Below are 22239 nucleotides of genomic sequence, written 5' to 3'. Positions count from 1 at the left end.
CGCCTTATCGGTTTGCGGGATGGCGGGCCTGCCGTGCTGCGCGGCCCTGCAACCCGGCTTCGCTACGTTCCTGCCAAAGTTTGGCAATTCCTTTGCGTTCTTTGGGGCTGCGCGTTTCGGGGATAGAAACCACCGGCAACAATCCGGTTTCGCGCTGCATCTGGCGTGCGGTGCGGATCACGGGGCGGCGCAGTTCCAGTAAAAATGCAATAAGCAGCCCCAGACCGGTGGCGCCGGCAACCCCCAATAAAACCCGTTTCTTACGGCTCATGCTGATTGGAAACTCGGGAACCCGCGCCTCCTCAAGCGTGACAAAACGTTCACCGCGCGAGGCACTTTCCAGCGTAAATCCGACTTCGGCTTCACTGCGGCGGGTTGAAATATCGCCCAGCCGCTCGTTCAGCTGTTCAGAGCGGCGTTCGAATTCAGCCAAAGTCCGCTCCACTTCCGGGCGGGTTTCGATGCTGGCGCTCAGCGCGGCGCGCCGGTCCAGCAACAGCTGGCGCTGGGTGTTCAGGCTGTCCAGCAGCCGGCCCAGTTCTTCTTCCTCGCGTTTGACGGTTGCGGCGCGGGTGTTTCCGCTGCGGTCAATGTTTTCAAGGGCAAGCTGCGCCGAGATGATTTCACGGTCCAATGTCAGCAGGGCGTCATTGAGGCTGCCCAATTCCGAGCGGCTAAAGTCCAGTGACCCTTCGATGGAAATGTCGTTGGCGCTGCGAAACTCTGCCAGTTCTGTCTCCAGTTTGGCAATCTCCGCCTGCACGGCCTTTTCCTGTTCTTCAAAAAAGGCAAGCGTCTCTCTGGTTTGCACTTGGCGTTGCGAGGTTGCAAGGGCACGGGTCTGATCCGCAAACAAATGGGCGATGGCCTGTGCGGTTTCGGGGGAATCCATTTCGGCGGTAATGGTCAGCACCGCAATTGCACCATCATCGGCGAAGCCTTCACGGACCGCGGCAACGCCGGTGATCGTCACGGCTTGACGCAGCAAGTCAACCTTTTCAGACATCCCGGAAGTGCCAGCATTGCCGTAAAGGCCAAACTGGTTGATGACTTTTACCAGATTGTTATGCGCCATCAGTTGCTGTTCGATCAGCTGCAAGCGCCGCGCGGCAGAGCTTTCGACGGTTGAACGCGCCAGTTCGTCGGATATCTGCGGCTGCTCAATCTGCAAAACTTCGGAGGATTGGTAGAGGTGAGGAACAGATACGGCCCAGATCACCGACGCAAAGCAACCTGCAATGATCACAGCCGAGATCACACCCACGCGACGGCGCAGCATGTCCAAGAAATCGGCCATTGAAAAAATTGGTCCCATCAGTCCCTACATATCCCAGTTTTGATTCTCCGACAAACGCCAAGCGTGCCGGAAGATATGCCCTTTGATCAGAAAATTCTGACCAGAATAGGGCAAAAACAATCAGAAGATGAGAGGTTTCGCCTTAGGATCGGAAAAACCAGAGGCGGGCGCGATAACGCCCGTTCTCAGTTATAGCGCGGGACAGAATCCGCACGGGCCCGGTTCAGCACAACGCCCAAGAGTGGCACCTGATTGTTCAACAGGCGTTCGCATTCCATCAACTCACGGCCCATGGTCTGGGTGCCGTCGGAGACCAGCAAAACACCGTCAAGCTGGGGCAGGAACGCGGACACGTCATCATGGGTCAGCATCGCCGGAAGATCATACAGCACGATTTCGGGCTGCAAAGCGGCGCGCATCTGCGCCATTGTCTGGGCGGTTTCTGCGGACTGAAGTGTTTCTGCGGCTTCGGTATCGGGACTGTTGTTCAGACCCAGCGCCAAGGTGTCACTGACCTTGACCATATGATCCCCGATCGGCGCGTGGCCCATCAGGAAATCGCGCATGGCACCGCGTGGGGTGATGTCAAACGCCTTGGCGATGCCCGGGCGGCGCAGGTTGAAATCCATCAATACAGTCCGCGATCCTTTGACCCGCGACAGGCTCAGCGCAAGGTTCATCGCGGTGAAGGTGTTGCCACAGCCCGAGGTCGGGGTGGTGATGCCGATATTGGTCCAGCCATGTTCTTGAGTGATCTGACGCAATCTTGTGCGCAGCTGATCAAAAGCACGCACCGATGCGCTGTCACGGGCGGCGTCGACGACCGGCAGGGCGGTCCCGTCTTTGCCGCGGGTACCGGGTTCGACGCGATCCAGTTCGTGCCAGCGGGGCAGGTTGGTATCAGGAGCATACTGCCCCGGAAAGGCCGGTGCCATATCTGCCGTCAGATCAGCAGGAGTCTGAGCTTGGGATACCTGCGTCTTTGCGGTGGCAGGCAGTGCCCGCGTTGGCGTTACCTTGCCAGCGTCATCAATCAGTGCGCGGCGTGGGCGGATGCTGTGCCGCATGCCCGCTTTTGACATCACGACCGGCGTGTCCAACATCTCGGCGTGGAGATCCTCTGTGATTTGCAAATCACGCATTGTAGTCTCCTTCGGATCTTTGGGCATCAGACCTGTTTATACCTTTTTGTACCATCTCAACATCGTCCCTCATATCTAGTGACCTGTTGGGCGCAAAACCACACCAATGGTTTTGAAGAGGATTGTGAGGTCAAGTTTCAGCGTCAGGGATCGTTCGTAGGCGCTGTCTACTTCGTTGCGGTAAGTAAAGCGTTCACTGTTGCGCGCCGACACCTGCCATAGACCGGTGATGCCGGGTTTGACGGCATTATAATGGGTCGGATCGCCGTACATTTCCAACTGTTCAGGCATCATTGGGCGGGGACCGACAAGGCTCATGTCGCCGAACAACACGTTAAACAGTTGTGGCAATTCGTCCATCGAGGTCTTGCGCAGGAAATGCCCCAACGGGGTGATGCGCGGATCGTTGCGCAGTTTCTGGATTTCGTCCCATTCGCGGCGCATTTCGGGGTCTTTGGCCAGATAGTCTTCCAGAACCTGATCGGCATTCGCCACCATGGTGCGCAGCTTGAAGATCGAGAATTGTTTGCCGTCGGCACCCAGACGTTGCTGTGTGTAGAAGGGGGTGCCGCCGCTCAGCCACAGGGCAAGAGCGGACAGGCCGATAATAGGCAAGGAAAACGGCAGGGTCAGCAGAACAAACAAAATGTCCATGACGCGTTTGCCAAGGTGACGATACAAATTTATCGGTCCGGGCTTGGCGGCAAGTGCAGCATCCCAAACCTGACTTGGATGGGCCACGGCAGAGTCGCCAAAAGTGGTCCCATTTGAAAATGGAAAAATCCCGAAATCGGCGGAATTTGTTAAATTATCTTTCATTCCAACCCCCCAGGGTCAAATACGTTCTAAAAAAGGCAGACACCCTTTGGATGCCGGAATACTGTCCTGTCCGAGTGCTGGGAAGGGGAAAGGTTGGGTTTCAACGCCAAAATTAACCACTTCCTGCAACGATCCAGCTCACTTTCTGACAACAACTCGCTCAAACAGAGTGACCGAAACTTGTCAGGTTCTCGACGGGAACCGGGCAGACGCAATATTCACACCGCATCTATAACTCATTTTCGCCTCATTTGATGAAAACCCGGAGAAACAGTCTGTTTCTGGCAGGTTTTGACAACATTGGGGTTTCAGGAGGAGGATTGTTTACAAATGCGCATCCACCTTGCCACAAACTCCCGTTTGGAGGGAGTTATGTCCGGTCCCGCTTGTGCTTTGAAATCCCGTCAAAAGGGGGGGAAGATAGAATCAGTGCGGGCCGATCTCTGGAAAAGTTGAAATTTCCGCGCGACAATTTTTAAACTGTGCCGTAAAGTTTCTCTGCTGGTGACATAATGCATCGTAAGGATTTTGCGCGCCCTATGGAATACACGAAAATCAGGAACATGGAGGAGTTCGCCTCCGTCAGCGGATTGTCGCGCCCTACGGTCTCGAAATATTTCCACGATCCCAGCTCTGTGCGGGCAACCACCCGTGCGCGGATCGAGGCGGCGCTGGAGGAGCATGACTACCGGCCTAATATCTTTGCGATGAACCAGAACCGCAAACTGACCAAGAACGTTGGCATTCTTGTTCCCTATCTGGCGGACCCGTTTTTCGCCGAAATTGCACGGAACATAGAACAGCGCTGTATTGATGCAGGGTACAGCCCGACTTTGTATAGTTCACATGGCGACCCAAATTTGGAACGCGAGATTCTTGAGAACCTGCGGGCGCTTAAACCGGCCGGGGCCTTGATCGCGCCCTTGGGGCGGGTTTCGGACAACGGGGCAGTGGCGTCATTTTGCGAAGATGTGCCGACCGTGCTGTTTGACAGTAATCTGCCGGATGTCGGGCTGGCGTTTATCGGGTCGGACAACCCGCAGTTTTCCATGTTGATGGTTGAATACCTTAGCCGCACCGGCGAACCGCCGTGTTTTTTCGAGATGAAAGACCCCGCCAACCCCAATGCCAACAAGCGACGTCAGGGGTATCTGGACGCAATGGCGCAGCTGGGGTTCGAACCGACGATAGTTAAGGTGGACGGGCAGGGGTGGTCTTTTGAGGAAATTGGTCGTGCCGGCGGTATCCAGACGCTGGAGGCCGGCGGGTTTTCGACAAACACCGTATTATGCAGCAATGACCGGCTTGCCATTGGGCTGTTGACCGCTTGCTATGAAAAAGGTCTGCGTGTGGGGCGCGACGCGGACTGCGAACTGCGGGTCGCGGGGCAGGACGATCACCCGTTTTCGCGATACACCTGTCCGCCGCTGACGACCATTGCACAAGACTATGATGCGATGTCACGCCGCGCTGTGAAGACCCTGTTTGATGTTGTCGAATCCGGTGAGCGCAGCCGCCCGCATGAGACCGTACTTTATGAGGGCAGGCTGATTATGCGTCAGTCTGCCTAGGCTGATTTCCGTAAAGACGACTGAAAGGAGTGTGCCAAAGGATTGGGAATGTTTAACTTTTCTCAAAACTTTCCGCGCGTAAAAAATTATTTGACGCCGCGCTTTGTTTTGGCTTACCCTCAGGTCACATAACATCTAACGCTAGGGAGGATTTGGATGTCTTTGAGGAACGCACTTGGTGCGGCGACAGCGCTATCGCTGATTGCTGCAGGTGGCGTATTTGCCGAAACGCTTACAATCGCGACCGTGAACAATGGCGACATGATCCGAATGCAGGGTCTGACCGCCGACTTTACCGAAAAGACCGGCCACGAGGTTGAATGGGTCACATTGGAAGAGAACGTCCTGCGTCAGCGCGTTACCACGGACATCACGACCAAGGGCGGATCGTTCGACATCATGACCATCGGCATGTACGAAACCCCGATCTGGGGCAAAAATGGCTGGTTGGTGCCACTCGATGATCTGTCCGCAGAATATGATGCGGCGGACATTCTGCCGGCGATGGCGGGCGGGTTGTCTTATGAGGGAACCCTCTTTGCCGCCCCGTTTTACGGCGAAAGCTCAATGGTCATGTACCGCACCGATCTGATGCAGGCCGCCGGTATGGAGATGCCCAAGGCACCGACATGGGAATTTATCCGTGATGCGGCGGCGGCGATGACAGACCGTGAAAAAGAGATCAACGGCATCTGCCTGCGCGGAAAGGCCGGTTGGGGCGAGGGCGGTGCCTTTATCACCGCGATGTCGAATTCTTTCGGGGCGCGCTGGTTTGACATGGAGTGGAACGCACAGTTCGACACCGAGGCCTGGGCAAACACGTTGAACTTTTACAAGGACATGATGGACGCATCGGGGCCTTCCGGCTATGCGACCAACGGGTTCAACGAAAACCTGTCCCTGTTCAATCAGGGTAAATGCGGCATGTGGATCGACGCCACGGTTGCGGCTTCATTTGTGACCGGTAAAGATTCCACAGTTGCAGATCACGTCGGTTTCGCATTGGCACCCGACAATGGTTTGGGCAAACGCTCCAACTGGCTCTGGGCTTGGGCGTTGGCAATTCCGGCTGGCACACAGAAAGAAGCTGCGGCGAAGCAGTTCATCGAATGGGCCACCGGCACTGGCTATATTGAGCTGGTCGCTGCCAATGAGGGCTGGGCCAACGTGCCTCCGGGTGCGCGGACGTCGCTCTACGAAAACCCTGATTACCAGAAAGTGCCTTTTGCGCAGATGACGCTGGACTCGATCTTGTCGGCTGATCCGAACAACTCGACTGTTGAGGAAAGCCCCTATGTTGGTGTGCAATTCGCGGCAATCCCAGAGTTTGCAGGTATTGCAACCGACGTGAGCCAAGAGTTCTCGGCAGCCTATGCCGGTCAACAGACCGTCGAGGAAGCACTGGCCAAGGCGCAGGCTTTGACCAATGACGCAATGGAAGCTGCTGGATACAAATAACGAGACAGCGTGTGACTTGTAACGAGTAGCCGAAAGTATCCGAAGGGCGGCGGTATGCTGCCGCTCTTCACCCGCAAGACCCAATCCCTAACCATCCGCAACCTTAGACGGCGTGTCTGTCAACAGGAGAGGTGCATCCCATGGCAACCAAAGCATCCAGATCAGCCGCCCGCGTGATGATGGCACCCGCAGTGATCCTGCTTTTGGGATGGATGTTGGTGCCGCTCACCATGACCCTCTGGTTCTCGTTCAGAAAATACCTGCCGCTACGGGGCGGCGATCTGGGAGGGGCGGGTTTTGACAACTACCTGCGCTTTGTCAGCTCAAGTGCATTTTGGCCGTCGGTAATTACCACCTTGCTTATTGTCGGTTCTGTGCTGGTGATCACCGTGTGTCTTGGCATCCTGCTTGCGATGCTGCTGGATCAGCCGATGTGGGGACAGGGGGTTGTACGCATTCTGGTTATTGCCCCTTTCTTTGTCATGCCCACCGTCTCGGCGTTGGTCTGGAAGAATATCTTTATGGACCCCAACAATGGGTTGTTCGCACATCTTTGGAGGTTTTTCGGTGCTGATCCGGTGTCGTGGATGTCTGCGGCGTCGATGCCGTCGATCATTCTGATCGTCAGCTGGCAATGGCTGCCTTTTGCCACGCTGATCCTGCTGACTGCAATCCAGTCGCTGGATGGCGAACAGCTGGAGGCGGCAGAAATGGACGGCGCACCGCATCTGAAACGCTTCTGGTACATCGTGTTGCCGCACCTCAGCCGCGCCATCACTATTGTTATTCTGATCCAGACGATTTTCCTGCTGTCGATCTTTGCCGAAATCTTTGTGACCACCGGCGGGGCCTTTGGCACCAAGACTCTGACCTATCTGATTTTCCAGCGGGTGCTGGAAAGCCAGAATGTCGGGCTTGGGTCTGCGGGCGGTGTCTATGCCATCATCCTTGCCAATATCGTCGCTATTTTCCTGATGCGTATTGTGGGGAAGAACCTTGATGCTTGATCTGACACACCTCGCATCCGCGTACCGCGGCATTGATTTTCCGCCCTGTGAGACGCCAGCCGAGAGGACCGCATAATGGCACGTTCCGTCACACCTCAGCGCAAGGCGCTCAACACTGCGGCCGCATGGGCCATCGGTCTGCTGATCTTTTTCCCGATCCTCTGGACCATCATCACCAGCTTCAAAACCGAAGCGCAGGCAATCAGTGATCCACCGGTATTCCTGTTCTTTGACTGGACGCTGGAAAACTACGGCGCGGTGATGGAGCGGTCAAATTATGGCCGGTTTCTGTGGAATTCGATCATCATCGCGGGGGGCTCGACCCTGTTGGGGGTGATCATTGCCGTACCTGCCGCATGGTCCATGGCCTTTGTGCCCTCTAACCGCACCAAAGATATTTTGCTGTGGATGCTGTCAACCAAGATGCTGCCGGCAGTTGGGGTGCTTTATCCGATGTATCTGATCTTTATCAAATTCGGTCTGCTGGACAGCCGTACCGGCCTTGTCATTGTGCTGATGCTGATCAACCTGCCGATCATTGTCTGGATGCTCTATACCTACTTCAGGGAAATTCCCGGCGAGATACTGGAAGCGGCCCGCATGGACGGGGCGACCTTGAAATCCGAGATCATCTATATCCTGACACCAATGGCCATTCCGGGCATTGCTTCCACCATGCTGCTGAACTTCATTCTGGCCTGGAACGAAGCGTTTTGGACGCTCAACCTGACGGCCGCCAAGGCGGCACCGCTGACGGCGTTCATCGCCAGCTATTCCAGCCCGGAAGGCCTGTTTTATGCCAAACTGAGTGCGGCCAGCACCATAGCCATTGCGCCGATCCTCATCCTTGGCTGGTTCAGCCAGAAACAACTTGTACGCGGCCTGACCTTTGGCGCGGTGAAATAGGGACATCCGAAATGGGACGCATTACACTGGACAAAGTTACGAAATCCTTTGGCGAAACCGAAGTTATTCCGCCGCTGGACCTGACCATCGAAGACGGGGAGTTCACGGTTTTTGTCGGCCCTTCAGGCTGCGGGAAATCCACGCTGTTGCGCCTGATTGCGGGGCTTGAAGATACCACCAGCGGTCAGATCCGCATTGATGGCAATGACGCCACACAATTGCCCCCGGCGAAACGCGGTCTTGCAATGGTGTTCCAGTCTTACGCGCTTTATCCGCATATGTCAGTGCGCAAGAATATCGCCTTTCCGCTGAAGATGGCCAAGATGGCGCAATCCGAGATCGACCAGCGCGTCGACAATGCCGCCTCGGTGCTAAATCTTGCCGATTATATTGACCGCAAGCCGGGCCAGTTGTCAGGCGGGCAACGCCAGCGGGTGGCCATTGGCCGCGCGATTGTGCGCGAACCTTCGGCCTTCCTGTTTGACGAACCGCTTTCCAATCTTGATGCAGCCCTGCGCGTCGGTATGCGGATGGAAATTTCCGAACTGCACAAAAAACTTGCCACAACCATGATCTATGTGACCCATGATCAGGTCGAGGCGATGACCATGGCGGATAAAATCGTGGTCCTGCGGGCGGGGCATATCGAACAGGTCGGCTCTCCGCTTGAGCTTTATCGTGAACCGCGCAACCTGTTTGTCGCGGGGTTTATCGGGTCACCCAAGATGAACCTGATCGGCGGGGCAGAGGCAGAGAAACACGGGTGCCACACCATTGGCGTGCGACCGGAGCATATCGAAATATCGGCCAGTGAGGGCCCGTGGAGCGGCACGGTTGGCGTTTCCGAACATCTTGGGTCGGACACGTATTTCCATATCCACGACACCGGCCTTGCCGATACCATCACAGTACGGGCGGATGGCGAAGTGGGATTTAACTACGGGGACCGGGTGCATCTGAGCCCGCGAAAGGATGTGATCCATCGCTTTGGCGCAGACGGGCTGCGTATTGCATGAAGCGGCTGGACGGAAAAACCGCATTGATCACAGGGGCTGCGCGGGGCATCGGGTTAAGCTTTGCCAAGGCCTATGTGGCCGAAGGCGCGCGCGTCGCACTGGGGGACATCAATATCGACCTTGCCCGCGCCGCCGCAGCCGAGATTGGCGAAGCAGCAATCGCAGTCGAAATGGATGTGAGTGATCAAAAAAGCATCGACGATGCCGTGAGCGCAACACTTGGTGCGTTGGGCCAGATCGACATCCTGATCAACAATGCCGCGCTCTTTACGGCAGCACCGATCACCGAAATCGCGCGCGCAGATTTCAGTCGCCTGTTTAACATCAATGTTGCTGGCACGCTGTTCACGATGCAGGCCGTGGCGAAACATATGATTGATCGCGGCATTAAAGGAAAAATCATCAACATGGCCAGTCAAGCGGGCCGGCGGGGTGAACCGCTGGTTGCGGTCTATTGCGCCACCAAAGCATCAGTCATCAGCCTGACGCAATCGGCGGGGCTGAACCTGATCAAGCACGGCATCAATGTCAATGCCATCGCGCCCGGTGTGGTGGACGGTGACCATTGGGACGGGGTGGATGCGTTTTTTGCCAAACACGAAGGCAAGGCACCGGGGCAAAAGAAGGCCGAGGTGGGGGCGGCTGTGCCTTACGGGCGGATGGGGCGACCCGAGGATTTGACCGGTATGGCGGTGTTTCTGGCCAGCAAAGAGGCGGATTACATTGTCGCGCAATGTTACAACGTGGACGGCGGCCAATGGATGAGCTGATGGCAGATGGTGTGCAAAACATGGGACTGACCAGCCTGGGAAACGCGACGCTTGCGCAATTGCCCGAGGGCATCGTTCGGCCCACCTATGATCGCAGCAAGTTGACGGCGGGGATTGTTCACATTGGACTTGGCAATTTTCACCGGGCGCATCAGGCATGGTATCTGCACCGGCTGATGCAGCAGGGCAAAGCGTTGGACTGGGCGGTGATCGGGGCCGGTGTGCGCCCTGCGGACAGGATACAGCGGGATCGCTTGCTTGCACAGGATTGCCTGACCACACTTATTGAACTGGACCCCTCCGGAAAGTCAGCTGAGGTGACGGGGGCGATGATCGACTTTTTGCCGGTGCAGGATGGCAATGGCGCATTGATCGCAAAGATGGCTGATCCGGCCATTCGCATCGTGTCGCTGACGGTGACCGAGGGCGGCTACTACGTTGATCCCGTGACCGGCGGGTTTGATGCCAGCCATGCAGACATCCACCATGATGCTGCCCATCCAGATAAACCGCGCACGGCTTTTGGCGCGATGATTGCCGCCTTGCGGCTGCGACGGGACGCGAATGCGGGGCCGTTCACTGGGCAAAGCTGTGACAATTTGCAAGGCAATGGTGATATCCTGCGCCAGACGGTGGTATCGCTTGCGCGGTTGTCGGATCCCGATCTGGCCGAGTGGATCGCGAAAAAATGCAGTTTTCCCAATGCGATGGTGGATTGCATCGTGCCTGCGACCGGCCCTTCCGAGATGGCGTTAGCCCGCAGTTTTGGACTTGATGATGCGGCCCCCGTGACTCACGAGAATTTTCGTCAATGGGTGATCGAGGACAAGTTTTGTGCAGGCCGTCCGCCTTGGGAGGAGGCCGGTGCCACAATGTCCGACGCGGTACATGTGTTCGAGGCAATGAAGCTGCGGGTGCTGAATGGCGGACACCAGATCATTGCGGTTCCTGCCGAAGTGTTGGGGCTTGAGACAATATCGGGCGCGATGGCCCATCCGATGATCCATGCCCTGCTGGACAAGGTTGTTCGCGAAGAGATTGCCCCGCATGTGGCGGCGGTGCCGGGCATGACGCCCTTGGCCTATCTTGATCTGGTGGCCCGCCGGTTTGCCAATCCAGAGATCAAGGATACCACCCGGCGGGTGGCTTTTGATGGTTCCAGCCGCCACGCAGTTTTCCTGTTGCCCTCTGTGCGGGATGGGTTGGCGGCGGGCACGTCGGTTTCAGGGTTGGCTTTGGTCTCAGCGGTTTGGGCGCGGTATTGCATCGGTCAGCGCGAAGACGGCAGCACTGTGGTGGCGAATGACCCGGCGTGGAGTGCGTTGCAGAAGGTTGCAACCGCGGCAATAAGCTCGCCGGCTGCTTGGCTGGAAATGCGCCACATTTATGGGGATTTGGCCGGGGCGGCGTGCTTTGCCGATGCCTTTTGTGACTGGCTGTCGATGCTGCACCGGGACGGCATTGAGGCCACCTTAACGCGTTATATCGATGGTTAGGAGCGCACCATGATCATTTGCTGCGGCGAGGCCTTGATGGATATGATTCCGGTTGCGATGCCGGACGGTAGCACGGCCTTTACACCACATACCGGTGGTGCGGTCTTCAACACCGCCGTCGCCCTCGGACGGTTGGGCGCACCGGTGGCGATGATCAGCGGTGTTTCGCGGGACGAGTTCGGGGAAGAACTGGCTGAAACCCTCGTTGCAAATCATGTCGAAACCGCTCTGCTGGTGCGGTCAGACCTGCTTACGGCACTTGCCGTTGTCCATCTGGACAAGGGGCAGGCGACCTATGGGTTTTACGATGAGGGTTCCGCCGGGCGGATGATCGTTGCCAGTGACCTGCCAAAGCTGCCCGAAAATACCACGGCGCTTTATTTTGGTGGTATCAGTCTGGTGAGCCAGCCTGCCGCAGATGCCTATTGCGACCTTTGCGTCAAAGCCGCGGGCCGGTTTCCGGTGATGATTGATCCGAATATCCGGCCCGACTTTATCACTGATGCTGCGGCCTACCGGGCACGGTTGGACCGGATGCTGAAGCAGGCTGATATCGTCAAAGTATCGGACGAGGATTTGGCATGGATCACCGGCGGTGTCGGAAGCCTTGCTGAACAGGCAACAACCCTGCAATCCAAAGGACCACGGTTTGTCATCGTCACACGGGGTGCCGAAGGGGTGATGGCCCTATGTTCGGACAGGGTAATCCACGTCGCGGCGGAGCCGGCAACCGTGGTAGATACTGTTGGGGCGGGGGATACATTCAATGCGGGTTTCTTGGCGTATCTGGCACAACAGGACCGGTTGGATAAAGCTGCCTTGGTGCAGATGCCGCTGGAAGAATTGCGTGGCGCATTGGCCTATGGTGCGCGTGTTGCGGCAGTGACCGTGTCGCGCAGTGGCGCCAATCCACCCTGGCTGCACGAGCTGTGACAGGGGCGTCCATTGACCGGCGCGGCGCGGGTTATTTGCAAGCTAGGTTTGGGGAAAGCTGTATTTCGACAAGGGGGCCTTGCGGGGAAAATGGTTCGCAGGGATTCGCGGCAGTCATAACGCACCAAATACACGCAACAACTACCGCACCCTCCACAGGCGGGGTCACAAGTACCCCTCCGCGGAACCGCAAAAGCCTGACAAAAAGGCAGTTGCGCATGGCGGCGACCCAATTTCGCCTCCGAAGCCTTGGCACATCCGCAAGAATTGCGGACCAAAGCCCCGGAATTTCGACCCACACCCGGAGATGCGGGTTTTACGGTGGCGACAGCGTACCAATACCCGCCATCTCCATCGTAACTGCCGCAAGCCAGACAGAGACTGTCCATCTTGCGGTCTCCGTTCGCGCCTGACAAAAAGGCGTTTACGGCAGGCAGCGCGGTAAATTCGCGCTCGAACGCTGTGGCGTCCCACGAGACCGTGTTCTGCCAACCCGAAATTGCGGGTCTGGTTTTCCGAAGGAGTAGGTGACCGGTAACAGGTCGTTCCTTCGGAACCGGGCCGTGCCATAGCCCGACGAGCATTCTTTTGAGACGGCGCGGGTGCGGTGCAAATGCAGCCACGGGTGCGCGGTCAAATTCGTTTCCGGAGCAGATTGAAAGCCATAGCACCGGTGCATCCGTATCGGAAAATCATGGTGTCAGGGTATCGACCAAACCCGGTGCTGTCGGTTGCCACCTTTGTCCTGAACATCGGGGTGGTGGTTGTTGATTTCCTATCTTTCTTGTGTCCTCCGTCGGGTCTTTACGGACCGTAAAACAGGAATGCCATGATCCGGCCCGCTGATCTGCGAACCTGTTCACACAAGGTTAGGAAATTCAGTCAGGATTGAAGTTTTTTAATCTTTCAAGGGCTTCGCTGTCGCGTACTTTGATCCGGCCCCGCGACAGGCTGACGATTCCTTCGCGGCGCCATTCCGACAGAATCTTTGACACGACTTCGCGGGTGACGCCGACATAATCGGCCATCTGGGCCTGTGACATCCCGATTTCGCCGGTGTCGCCGGCCAGATAAAGGACCTTTGCCGCCAGTCGCGGGGCGGGGGGCAGGAACACCTGCTCCTCCATCTGCTGGCTCATCCAACGCATACGCTTGCCTGCCAAGCTAAGTAACTCTGCCGCCAGATGCGGCTTGCGGGCGATTTCGGCAATCAGGGCTGCCTGCCGGATATAACGCAGTTGGCAGTCCTCAACCGCTTCGATACGGGCGGTGCGCGGACCGGGGTCGAACATGGCGATTTCGCCAAACACACTTTCAGGGCGTAGCAGGTTCAGCGCATGTTTGCGCCCGCTTGCTGAATAAACACTGACTTCCAAAAGCCCCTTGTCCAGAACAAAAAGCCGGTCGTCATGTTCGTCTTGCTCGAACAGGGTTTCGCCCGCGTTCAGTTTTTGGGACACAAAGGCCTTGTCGAACAGCCGGCGCAGCTCTTGTGATGTTTCGAGAAAGAAACTGGCCTTATCCACGACTGGGTCTTTCGCATACAAACATAGCTGTTTGTATACCGGCGGTTTGCAGCGCAGTCTTTAGCGGAATGCGCCCAGAGCAGAATTTCGTGGCGTTTGACATCTGTAGCGTTGGGCCTGGGGTTCTTACCCTAGGCCTGCTGCAAGCGACCGTCCGCGGGTACACCGCATGATCCGCAGAACTTGTAGAACGAATTCTCCCGCTGGCCGCAGTTTTCACAGGCTTTGAACAGGCAAAACCCGCAATGCACGCAGAAATCCACTTTTGTCTCCGGTTTGGCACCGTCCTTGACCTTGCGGGTAGACTGTTCTGCGAACTGTCGGTCGCAACTGGGGCAGACACAATTCGAGATTTTCTTGATCGCGGTTTCATAGGCAATCAACTTGCGTTTTTCCGGCTCGGTGCGGGTTTCCTCCTTCTGCTTTTTCTGAAGGTATCGCGCCATGCCCTTGATTGAAAAATGCGCCAGCAAAAGCGCCAAAAGGATGCCAACACTATATCTGACATATCCGCCATAGGACGGCAGGTAGGGCACCAGTTCAACGAAAAATGCAAAGAGCGAAAACAGGATGAACCCTCGGTAGACCGGCCAATAACTTGAGCTGCGTTTCTTTGCGACCAGCCAGCCGGAAATCAGCAACAGGGGCATTGTCAGGCCCAGTCGCAGCAGGAACACCTTTAGAACCTCGCGCTTCTGCGCCTGTTGGTAGGGGGCGTTGGCGGCCGCCAGAAGCGCCGCATTTTGGCTGCTTAGGCTTTTCAAAGCGCGGTTGGTTTGAACCATCTCTTGCTGCAACTCTTCGACCCGCCGCGCGGCCTTGCGCTCTTCCTGCTTCAGTAGCTCGATTGCCTCAACACGTTTAACAACTTGGCTGTCTTGCGCCTCTGATCCGGTGGCAGAGCGGGTCTTGACCCAGTTTTCGAAGCTTGCACGTTGGTTCTGGTAGTCCAAACTACGTGAACGCAAGACGAAACGGGCATCTTCAAGCTCGTTCGCCTGAACCCTTTGTTCGTCCTCGCGTTGGTTAATATTGGCCTGCGTGATGTTCAGCTGGCTTGCGTCAACAAAATCGTTCCGTTCAAGCCGTTTGCCGGCTGTCGGAACATCCGACATGATCAATGCGCCAAGCTGAATCAGCAGTGAGGAGATCACAACCGACAGAAGCCACATTGCAAGGCTGTACCAAAATAGGGGGCGACGAACGGCTTTCATATCGGATCCAGTGCGGTGTGTGGCGGATAAGGTATGTCCACCAGTATAGCGTTTAAAGAAAAACTTGAATTCCTTGTTCACAGCCTCCCCCCTTGTGCGAACGTGAATAAGGGGGCGCGAAGTCTCCAGTTAAGCTTGAAGAGCTATAGTTAGGGTGTTCGGAACGATGTGACAACTGGCGGGCAAGATTGCTGCTGTTGGGCAAAGCTGTCGGGAAACACATTGTCGGCGCGAAAATTCGCCTGCACGTGGTGGATCTAATTACGTTCAACTGTTTGGGAAGATTAACAAGATGGCAGCCCGTAGGGGAGTCGAACCCCTCTTTTCAGGTTGAAAACCTGACGTCCTAACCGATAGACGAACGGGCCACTATCTTGTGAGGGCTTCACTAAGGTCTGTGGCGGTTACGCGCAAGAGAAAATTTGCCCCTGTTTGCGAAAAAGTTGCATTACGTACGGGCAGCATCTTCCAGGCGCAGCTGAACCGAGCGGCGGCCACGCCAATCGTTGATGTCCAGACGTCCGGCGAGGTGGAAACGGGCACCACCATGCGCCTCAAGGGCGGGGCCAAGGGCCGTGTTATACGCGCCAAAAGCAATGGCATCCATCTTGCCGCCCAAACCATCGCCAAAGCTGATCTTCAGGTGGTTTTCGCCAACCCGTTTGGCAAACAGAATTTGCATGTCTGCAAAAACATAGCGCGGGGCAGGGGCCGCGGCGCCAAAGGGGCCGGCCTGTTCGACCATCTCGGTCAGTTCAACTGTCGCGGCCCCCGGCATCAGCAGGCCGGTCACCTTCAGGTCTGCCGGTCCGCCCAGATGGGCACCTTGTTTTGCCATCAACTCACCCAGCCGCGTCATGGCGGCTTCGATTTTGTCCTCGGCAACCGTCAGCCCGGCGGCCATCTTGTGCCCGCCGCCCTTGATCAGCAGCCCCTCGGCGGCAAGACGCTGGATCGGCGCGCCAAGGTCGATCCCGGAAACCGACCGGCCTGATCCCTTGCCGATTCCCTCTTCCACCCCGATGACAATCGACGGGCGGTTTGAGGCTTCCTTGAGACGCGAGGCAACGATGCCCACCACACCAGGATGCCAACCCGGGCCTGCCGCCCAAGCCAAAGGGGCGTCAAATCCGCGTTCTTCGGCTTGTGCCATGGCGGCGGCACGCACGCTGGCCTCCACGTCGCGGCGTTCGGTGTTCAAGGTGTCCAGACGCTCGGCCAAAGCTGCGGTTTCATGCGGATCGTTCGAGGCCAGTAAACGCGCGCCCAAATCGGCCTGTCCGATGCGTCCGCCAGCATTGATGCGCGGCCCCAGCAGAAACCCCAAGTGATAGGCTGTCGGCGCGGTTTCCATCCGGGCGACATCGGCCAGCGCGGTCAGCCCCGGGCGTTCGCGCCGCGCCATGACCCGCAGGCCCTGACGAACAAATGCGCGGTTCACACCGGTCAGCGGGGCCACGTCTGCCACAGTTGCCAAGGCCACCAGATCCAGCAGCGCCATCAGATCGGGGCCCTTGCGATTCGCCGCACGCAATTGGCGTCCGGCCTCGACAAGCATCAGGAAAACAACACCGGCGGCGCAAAGATGCCCGCAAGCCCCGTCCTCATCCTGCCGGTTCGGGTTCACCACAGCCAGAGCATCAGGCAAGGTTTCGCCACCCAAATGGTGATCCAGCACAACCACATCCGCCGCGCTGGCTGCCGCTATCGGACCATGTGACAAGGTTCCGCAGTCGACACAAACAATCAGGTCGTGATCTGCGGCCAATGCGGCCATGGCTTCCTCGTTCGGGCCATAACCTTCGTCAATTCGGTCCGGCACATAAAGCGTCGCCGCCGCGCCCATATCGCGCAGCCAGATCAGCAACAAGGCAGCAGAACTGCCCCCATCCACGTCGTAATCTGCAAAAACCGCGATTCTCTGCCGCTGTGCCACCGCGGCCAAAAACCGCGCAGCCGCATTTTCCATATCTTTCAGCGAACGCGGGTCTGGCATCAAGTCGCGCAAGGAGGGCGCAAGAAAACCCTCGGCGTCCTCTGGGGCGACACCGCGGCGCGCCAGCACCTGACAGACGGCTTGGGGCAGGGCGGTTCGCTGCACCAGCAACTCTGCCGCCCGTTCGACTTCTACACCGGGACCAACCCACGTCCGCCCCGTCAGAGATGCCTCAACGCCCAGATAGCTCATGCGTCACCCCCAACTTCATCTTGCAAATTAAACTCAATCCCGCAGCAGCAACGGGGCGCAAACTTCACGCCCCGTAACGCCACATTCAGTCGTTTTCTACCGGTGTGCGGTAATTGATACGCCGCACAGAACCGGTCTTGGAACGCATGATCAGGGTCTCTGTGGTCATCCAACCCAATTCACGCTTAACACCGGGCACAAGGGCACCATCGGTCACGCCGGTTGCTGCGAAAATCACATCCTCGGTGACCATGTCGTCACGGGTATAGATGCGGTCGAAATCGGTGATCCCTGCCTTGGTGGCGCGGGCCTTTTCATCGTCATTGCGAAACAGCAGGCGGGTGAACATCTGCCCCCCCATGCATTTCAATGCGGCGGCGGCCAGCACCCCTTCAGGGGCACCGCCGGCACCCATGTACATGTCGATCCCGGTGTCAGGGTCTGCGCAATGCATCACCCCGGCCACATCACCATCGGTGATCAAACGGATCGCGGCCCCTTTGGCACGTACTTCGGCAATCATTGCTTCGTGACGCGGACGCTCCAGAATGCAGACCGTAATGTCGGATGCGGCACATCCTTTGGCTGCGGCCAAGGCATCAACCCGTTCACCCGGTGTCATCTCAAGGCTGACAACACCCTCAGCATATCCCGGCCCGATCGCCAGCTTGTCCATATAGGTATCCGGGGCGTGCAGCATGGAACCGCGTGGCCCCATGGCAATCACAGTCAGCGCATTTGGCATGTCCTTGGCGGTCAGCGTGGTACCTTCCAGCGGGTCCAATGCGATATCTACGCCGGGGCCTTCACCGGTGCCAACTTCCTCGCCGATGAACAACATCGGAGCTTCATCACGCTCGCCTTCGCCGATGACCACAACCCCAGCGATGTCCAACAGGTTCAGCTGTTCGCGCATTGCGTTGACTGCTGCCTGATCCGCCGCTTTTTCGTCGCCTTTGCCCACCAGCTTGGCCGAAGCCAGCGCGGCAGCCTCGGACACACGGGCAAGGCCCAGAGATAACATGCGGTCTTGAAAATCGGCTTTGGTGGTCATGGATATCTGTCCTTGATGGGGTTTTGTTGCCCCTCGTCTAGCGATAGGGGCGGATTACGGCAAGCCTGTCAAATCCACGCGAGGGCGATCAGGGCCAGAAAAACATAGCGAAAAGCCTTGGCCAGAGTGACCAGCAGTAGAAATGATGGCAAGGGTTCGCGCAACACGCCGGCCACAACTGTGATCGGGTCTCCGATCACCGGCACCCAACTGCCCAGCAAGGACCAGCGGCCGAACCGGCGATACCACCCTTCTGCACGCGCCAGCTGGGCTTGCGAGGCAGGAAACCAGCGCCGGTGACTGAACCGCAGCAGAAACCGGCCAAGCGCCCAATTGAGGACAGCGCCCAGAACATTGCCAAGGGTTGCCACGATTAGCAAGGTGGCAACCGGATGATCGCCTTGCAGGATCAGCGCGACCAGTACCGCCTCAGACTGCATTGGCAGGATCGTGGCCGCGATAAGAGCCGAGGCAAAAAGACCAGCATAGGCCAGCATGGTGTTGTGCTAGCCTTGTAGGGTCAGACTTCTTCGATGCGCAGCGCCACGGGGGCACCGGCCATCACGCCGGTGCTGTCCATTGAGGCAATGGCGGTTTCGATGTCCGCTTGGGTGGTTTTATGGGTGACAATCAACACCGGTGCCGAGGTGTCCTCATGGGCGTATTGGCGCATACGGTCAATGCTGACTCCTGCTTCGCCCAGAACTGTCGCGATCTTGGCCAATGCACCGGGTTTGTCCACCAATTGAAGGCGCAGGTAATAGGCGGCGGGCAGTTTGGTCAGCGCTGCTGTGGCATTCACAAGGTTCGCCGCAGGCTGGCCGAATACAGAGCCGCGCAGACCGCGGGCGATATCGCACACATCGCCCATCACGGCGCTGGCCGTGGGACCTTCGCCTGCGCCGGCACCGCGCAGCACGATCTGGCCGACCGCGTCGCCTTCCAGGACCACCATATTGGTGCCGCCATCCAGCTGTGCCAGTGGCGAGGTGTCCGGCACAAGACAGGGCTGCATCCGCTGTTCCAACCCGCGGCCGGTTTTCTGGGTCACGCCCAGCAGCTTGATCTTGTAGCCCATGTCAGCCGCGGCGCGAATATCCTCGATGCTGACCCGTTCAATGCCTTCCAACTGGATACCGTCGAAATCAACCTGAGTGCCAAAGGCAATGGCCGATAGAATTGCCAGCTTATGCGCGGCATCAATGCCGCCCACATCCAGTTGCGGATCCGCTTCGAGATAGCCCAGCCCGTCGGCCTCGGCAAAGATGTCCTGATAGGTGCCGCCGGAGGTTTCCATGCGGGTCAGTATATAATTGCACGAGCCGTTCATCACGCCCATCACGCGGGTGATTTCATTGCCGGCCAGGCCTTCCATCAAGGTCTTGATCACCGGGATACCGCCAGCCACTGCGGCCTCGTAACGGATGACGCGCCCCTTGTTTTCGGCAAGCTCTGCAAGGGCCTGACCGTGAATTGCCAACATTGCCTTGTTTGCGGTTACGACATCCTTGCCGGCTTTCAACGCGGCCTCGGTGGCGTCCTTGGCCGGGCCTTCGTCGCCGCCCATCAGTTCAACAAAGACATCGACGTCATCACGGGTCGCCAGTGCAACCGGATCGTCTTCCCACGCGTAGCTGTCCAGTGCGACTCCGCGGTCACGCCCCTTGGTGCGTGCCGATACCGCTGAAATGGTGATCTTGCGCCCTGTGCGTGCCTCCAGCACTGCCGCCTGCTGGCGAATAATGCGCACCACGCCGACACCGACGGTGCCCAAACCAGCAATACCAAGGCGAAGAGGGGCTGAGGTGGCATCAGACATGGCGGATGGTCCTTTTCAAAGGGAGGTTCAAACGAATTGGTGTTGCCTGGCGATGTAGCGGTTTCGCAGCGGCCTTGCAACGCGGCAAAACCCGGTTGGCCGTTATATATAGGGGGATGTCAGCGCAGGCCGGTTTCAAGCCGCCGCTTTTCTGCGTTTGACAAAACCGTGCCGCGCATGGCATTTGCCCGCGCCCGCAGACCCGCCAGCCGGCTGTCCAGATTTTCCTGCGTTTGCACCGGATCGGGACCGGGAGCATTGGCACGTGCCAAAAGCGGTTCGATCGGCACAAGGGCAGGGTATTCCGCCGCTTTCAAAGCGTCACTTTGGGTATGATCAAGATCGGGAAACTGGGTACAACCGGTCAGCGCGAGGGCGATCATGCAAAAGGAAAGGGCAAGTTTCATATGTTGTTCTTGCACCACTGTCTGCGACCGCGCAAGCGGGCTTTGCTTTTGAACGGATGTTCATTAATTTGGGGTCATGGCACGCACCACAGGATCACACGCCGGAATCACCGGCCCCAAAATACGGCAAACCGCTTTGCGCCTTTTTGCGCAGCGTGGCTATGCTGCGGTTTCGATGCGCATGATTGCCGCAGAGGTCGGCGTGCAGGCCGGTGCGCTGTATAACTACACACCGGACAAACAATCGCTGTTGGTTGATTTGATGCGCGGACATCTGGAGGCGCTACTGGCGGCGGCTGTCCCGGCAAAAGGAGATCCTCTGGCCCAGTTGGAGCAGTTTGTCTCTTTTCACATCCGTTTCCACGCCGACCGCCCCGACGAGGTCTTCATCGCCTATATGGAGCTGCGCAATCTGGAACCGGCCAACTTTACCGAGATCGAGGCGCTGCGCCGTCGGTACGAGGACCGGCTGGAAAAGATCCTGCACGATGGCGCGGCGGCAGGGGTGTTCGAGGTGACAGACAGCAAGATCGTTACCCTTGCCATCATTGCCATGCTGACTGGCGTGAACACATGGTTTCGCGATGGTGGCCGCTTGTCGTTGGATGAAGTTGTGGCACAGTATTGGGATATGGTGCGCAAAGCCGTAGGGGCCTAAGCGCCCGAACCTGGGGTCCTGACCTTAGAACAAACCGCGCCGCACGAGCTGGCGCATGGGGTCAGACACGTGAAAGGCGGGCTGGTTGTTGCCGGCGTGGCCCAATGCGATGCTGACCCCTGCACGCAATGTGGTGCTTGCATCCGCACGGTTGCGCCCATTCAGCCAATCGCGTGATGCTTCGGCAAAGAGAGAGGCGGGCGTGTTACCCAGACGGGTCTGCAAGCCAAATGTCGCTTCATGGGCGACAGCTCCAAAGTTCTGCTCGTCAAATTCGGTGATGTCATATTGAGCATAAAACCGGGTCGCATCCGTGGCTTGCCAGTGCAGACCCGCACCTGCGGTGATCCAATCCAGATTATTGTCAGCGGACAGGCCCGCAGCCGTGCGCAGCTCGAAATTGAAGTCTTTGGCCACAGTGAACATGCCCGCCGCACCAATCTGGCCATAGGTTGCAGAGGCATTGTTTTTATCGGCAACCATCAGCGTTAGCCCGTATTTTTGGCCGTCGCGCGGGGTCATGTACAGCACGCTGCCAAACCGGCCGATGCCGCCATTGGTGCGTTCTTCGTATTGCAGATCAAGTTGCAGGCCGTGGTTTTGAGTGATGGCAACATCCACAGTGCCAGCTACATATCCGCCTTCCCACTCCTGATCCGAGCCCCCCAGGCGCAATGTGCCCCCGATGATGCCCAAACCGGAATCAGCATGGGCTGGCAGCGCCGTCAGCGTGGCAAGAGCAGCGGCTTTTAACAACGAATGGAACATAGTGACTTTCCTTTGCTCAAATCAGCAATGCACCGGCCCCCGTCGGTACTCGGGCCTGTGTCGCGTGTTCTTGTGCTTTCGGAAAGTTGAAAGTAAACAATTGGTTAAGTAGTTAATTGGTTAACCCAACCAGTACCTCATTGTAGCGCGACACCAATTTTTGCAGTGAATGACAGAGATATTTGCTGTA

General features: G+C 57.5%; 20 protein-coding genes and 1 tRNA gene. 9 read left to right on the top strand and 12 right to left on the bottom strand.

The genetic code is table 11. From position 1 onward, the window contains the following. Window positions 1-4: 4 nt before the first annotated feature. The 3 genes from HKX44_RS07155 to HKX44_RS07145 form a co-directional block, all read right to left on the bottom strand. The gene (locus HKX44_RS07155) at window positions 5-1297 is read right to left on the bottom strand and encodes a DUF874 domain-containing protein (protein WP_276150585.1); all 1293 of its coding nucleotides are present in this window, start codon (window positions 1295-1297) and stop codon (window positions 5-7) included. A gap of 185 nt (window positions 1298-1482) precedes the next feature. Then, on the bottom strand, window positions 1483-2439 hold the full coding sequence (locus HKX44_RS07150) for a CpsD/CapB family tyrosine-protein kinase (RefSeq protein WP_276150584.1): 957 nt from the start codon (window positions 2437-2439) through the stop codon (window positions 1483-1485). Window positions 2440-2514: 75 nt separating this feature from the next. Beyond that, entirely contained in the window at window positions 2515-3258 is a 744-nt protein-coding gene (locus HKX44_RS07145; protein WP_276150583.1) for a sugar transferase, read from the bottom strand. Between the two features lie 539 nt (window positions 3259-3797). Here HKX44_RS07145 and HKX44_RS07140 point away from each other — a divergent pair. The 8 genes from HKX44_RS07140 to HKX44_RS07105 all read left to right on the top strand — a co-directional run bounded on the left by HKX44_RS07140 (window position 3798) and on the right by HKX44_RS07105 (window position 12415). After that, window positions 3798-4829 carry a LacI family DNA-binding transcriptional regulator gene (locus tag HKX44_RS07140; protein WP_276150582.1) on the top strand — a complete coding sequence of 344 codons (1032 nt, stop codon included), beginning with the start codon at window positions 3798-3800 and terminating at the stop codon, window positions 4827-4829. 156 nt (window positions 4830-4985) lie between these two features. Further along, the gene (locus tag HKX44_RS07135; protein ID WP_276150581.1) at window positions 4986-6287 is read left to right on the top strand and encodes a sugar ABC transporter substrate-binding protein; all 1302 of its coding nucleotides are present in this window, start codon (window positions 4986-4988) and stop codon (window positions 6285-6287) included. Window positions 6288-6427: 140 nt separating this feature from the next. Further along, window positions 6428-7294 carry a sugar ABC transporter permease gene (locus HKX44_RS07130; protein WP_276150580.1) on the top strand — a complete coding sequence of 289 codons (867 nt, stop codon included), beginning with the start codon at window positions 6428-6430 and terminating at the stop codon, window positions 7292-7294. A 75-nt stretch (window positions 7295-7369) separates the two neighbouring features. Continuing rightward, window positions 7370-8200, top strand: a complete 831-nt coding sequence (locus HKX44_RS07125) for a carbohydrate ABC transporter permease (protein WP_276150579.1) — start codon at window positions 7370-7372, stop codon at window positions 8198-8200. Between the two features lie 11 nt (window positions 8201-8211). Beyond that, window positions 8212-9216, top strand: coding sequence for an ABC transporter ATP-binding protein (locus HKX44_RS07120; RefSeq protein ID WP_276150578.1), 1005 nt, complete (start codon window positions 8212-8214; stop codon window positions 9214-9216). Continuing rightward, complete coding sequence (locus HKX44_RS07115; RefSeq protein WP_276150577.1) at window positions 9213-9986, top strand: L-iditol 2-dehydrogenase; 774 nt, start codon at window positions 9213-9215, stop codon at window positions 9984-9986. Before HKX44_RS07120 ends, HKX44_RS07115 begins: the two co-directional genes overlap by 4 nt. Continuing rightward, window positions 9974-11482 carry a mannitol dehydrogenase family protein gene (locus HKX44_RS07110; protein WP_276153198.1) on the top strand — a complete coding sequence of 503 codons (1509 nt, stop codon included), beginning with the start codon at window positions 9974-9976 and terminating at the stop codon, window positions 11480-11482. Before HKX44_RS07115 ends, HKX44_RS07110 begins: the two co-directional genes overlap by 13 nt. Before the next feature lie 9 nt (window positions 11483-11491). After that, on the top strand, window positions 11492-12415 hold the full coding sequence (locus HKX44_RS07105) for a carbohydrate kinase (RefSeq protein WP_276150576.1): 924 nt from the start codon (window positions 11492-11494) through the stop codon (window positions 12413-12415). Between the two features lie 878 nt (window positions 12416-13293). Here HKX44_RS07105 and HKX44_RS07100 read toward each other — a convergent pair. From HKX44_RS07100 to HKX44_RS07065, 8 genes are all read right to left on the bottom strand, one after another. Further along, window positions 13294-13941, bottom strand: coding sequence for a Crp/Fnr family transcriptional regulator (locus HKX44_RS07100; protein ID WP_276150575.1), 648 nt, complete (start codon window positions 13939-13941; stop codon window positions 13294-13296). A gap of 131 nt (window positions 13942-14072) precedes the next feature. Next, window positions 14073-15236 carry a zinc ribbon domain-containing protein gene (locus HKX44_RS07095; RefSeq protein WP_276150574.1) on the bottom strand — a complete coding sequence of 388 codons (1164 nt, stop codon included), beginning with the start codon at window positions 15234-15236 and terminating at the stop codon, window positions 14073-14075. 212 nt (window positions 15237-15448) lie between these two features. Continuing rightward, window positions 15449-15523 (bottom strand) — tRNA-Glu (locus HKX44_RS07090). An 80-nt stretch (window positions 15524-15603) separates the two neighbouring features. Continuing rightward, window positions 15604-17343 (bottom strand): single-stranded-DNA-specific exonuclease RecJ, encoded by a 1740-nt coding sequence (gene recJ, locus HKX44_RS07085; RefSeq protein WP_276150573.1) that lies wholly within the window; start codon window positions 17341-17343, stop codon window positions 15604-15606. Window positions 17344-17428: 85 nt separating this feature from the next. Then, complete coding sequence (gene glpX, locus HKX44_RS07080) at window positions 17429-18397, bottom strand: class II fructose-bisphosphatase (RefSeq protein WP_276150572.1); 969 nt, start codon at window positions 18395-18397, stop codon at window positions 17429-17431. A gap of 68 nt (window positions 18398-18465) precedes the next feature. Beyond that, window positions 18466-18894, bottom strand: a complete 429-nt coding sequence (locus HKX44_RS07075; protein ID WP_276150571.1) for a YqaA family protein — start codon at window positions 18892-18894, stop codon at window positions 18466-18468. A gap of 23 nt (window positions 18895-18917) precedes the next feature. Beyond that, window positions 18918-20216: a homoserine dehydrogenase gene (locus HKX44_RS07070; protein ID WP_276150570.1), complete on the bottom strand. Its 1299-nt coding sequence runs from the start codon at window positions 20214-20216 to the stop codon at window positions 18918-18920. A gap of 119 nt (window positions 20217-20335) precedes the next feature. Then, a complete protein-coding gene (locus tag HKX44_RS07065) occupies window positions 20336-20623 on the bottom strand; it encodes a hypothetical protein (RefSeq protein ID WP_276150569.1) in 288 nt (95 codons plus the stop codon). 76 nt (window positions 20624-20699) lie between these two features. Between HKX44_RS07065 and HKX44_RS07060 the strand changes: the two genes are divergently transcribed. Further along, window positions 20700-21281, top strand: coding sequence for a TetR/AcrR family transcriptional regulator (locus HKX44_RS07060; protein ID WP_276150568.1), 582 nt, complete (start codon window positions 20700-20702; stop codon window positions 21279-21281). A gap of 24 nt (window positions 21282-21305) precedes the next feature. Here the strand turns inward: HKX44_RS07060 and HKX44_RS07055 are convergent, their stop codons facing one another. Next, window positions 21306-22049, bottom strand: coding sequence for a hypothetical protein (locus HKX44_RS07055; protein WP_276150567.1), 744 nt, complete (start codon window positions 22047-22049; stop codon window positions 21306-21308). Window positions 22050-22239: the final 190 nt, after the last annotated feature.

The organism is Sulfitobacter sp. M05 (assembly GCF_029285175.1).
Classification (GTDB): domain Bacteria; phylum Pseudomonadota; class Alphaproteobacteria; order Rhodobacterales; family Rhodobacteraceae; genus Sulfitobacter.
This window is presented reverse-complemented; position numbering and strand designations above follow the sequence as displayed.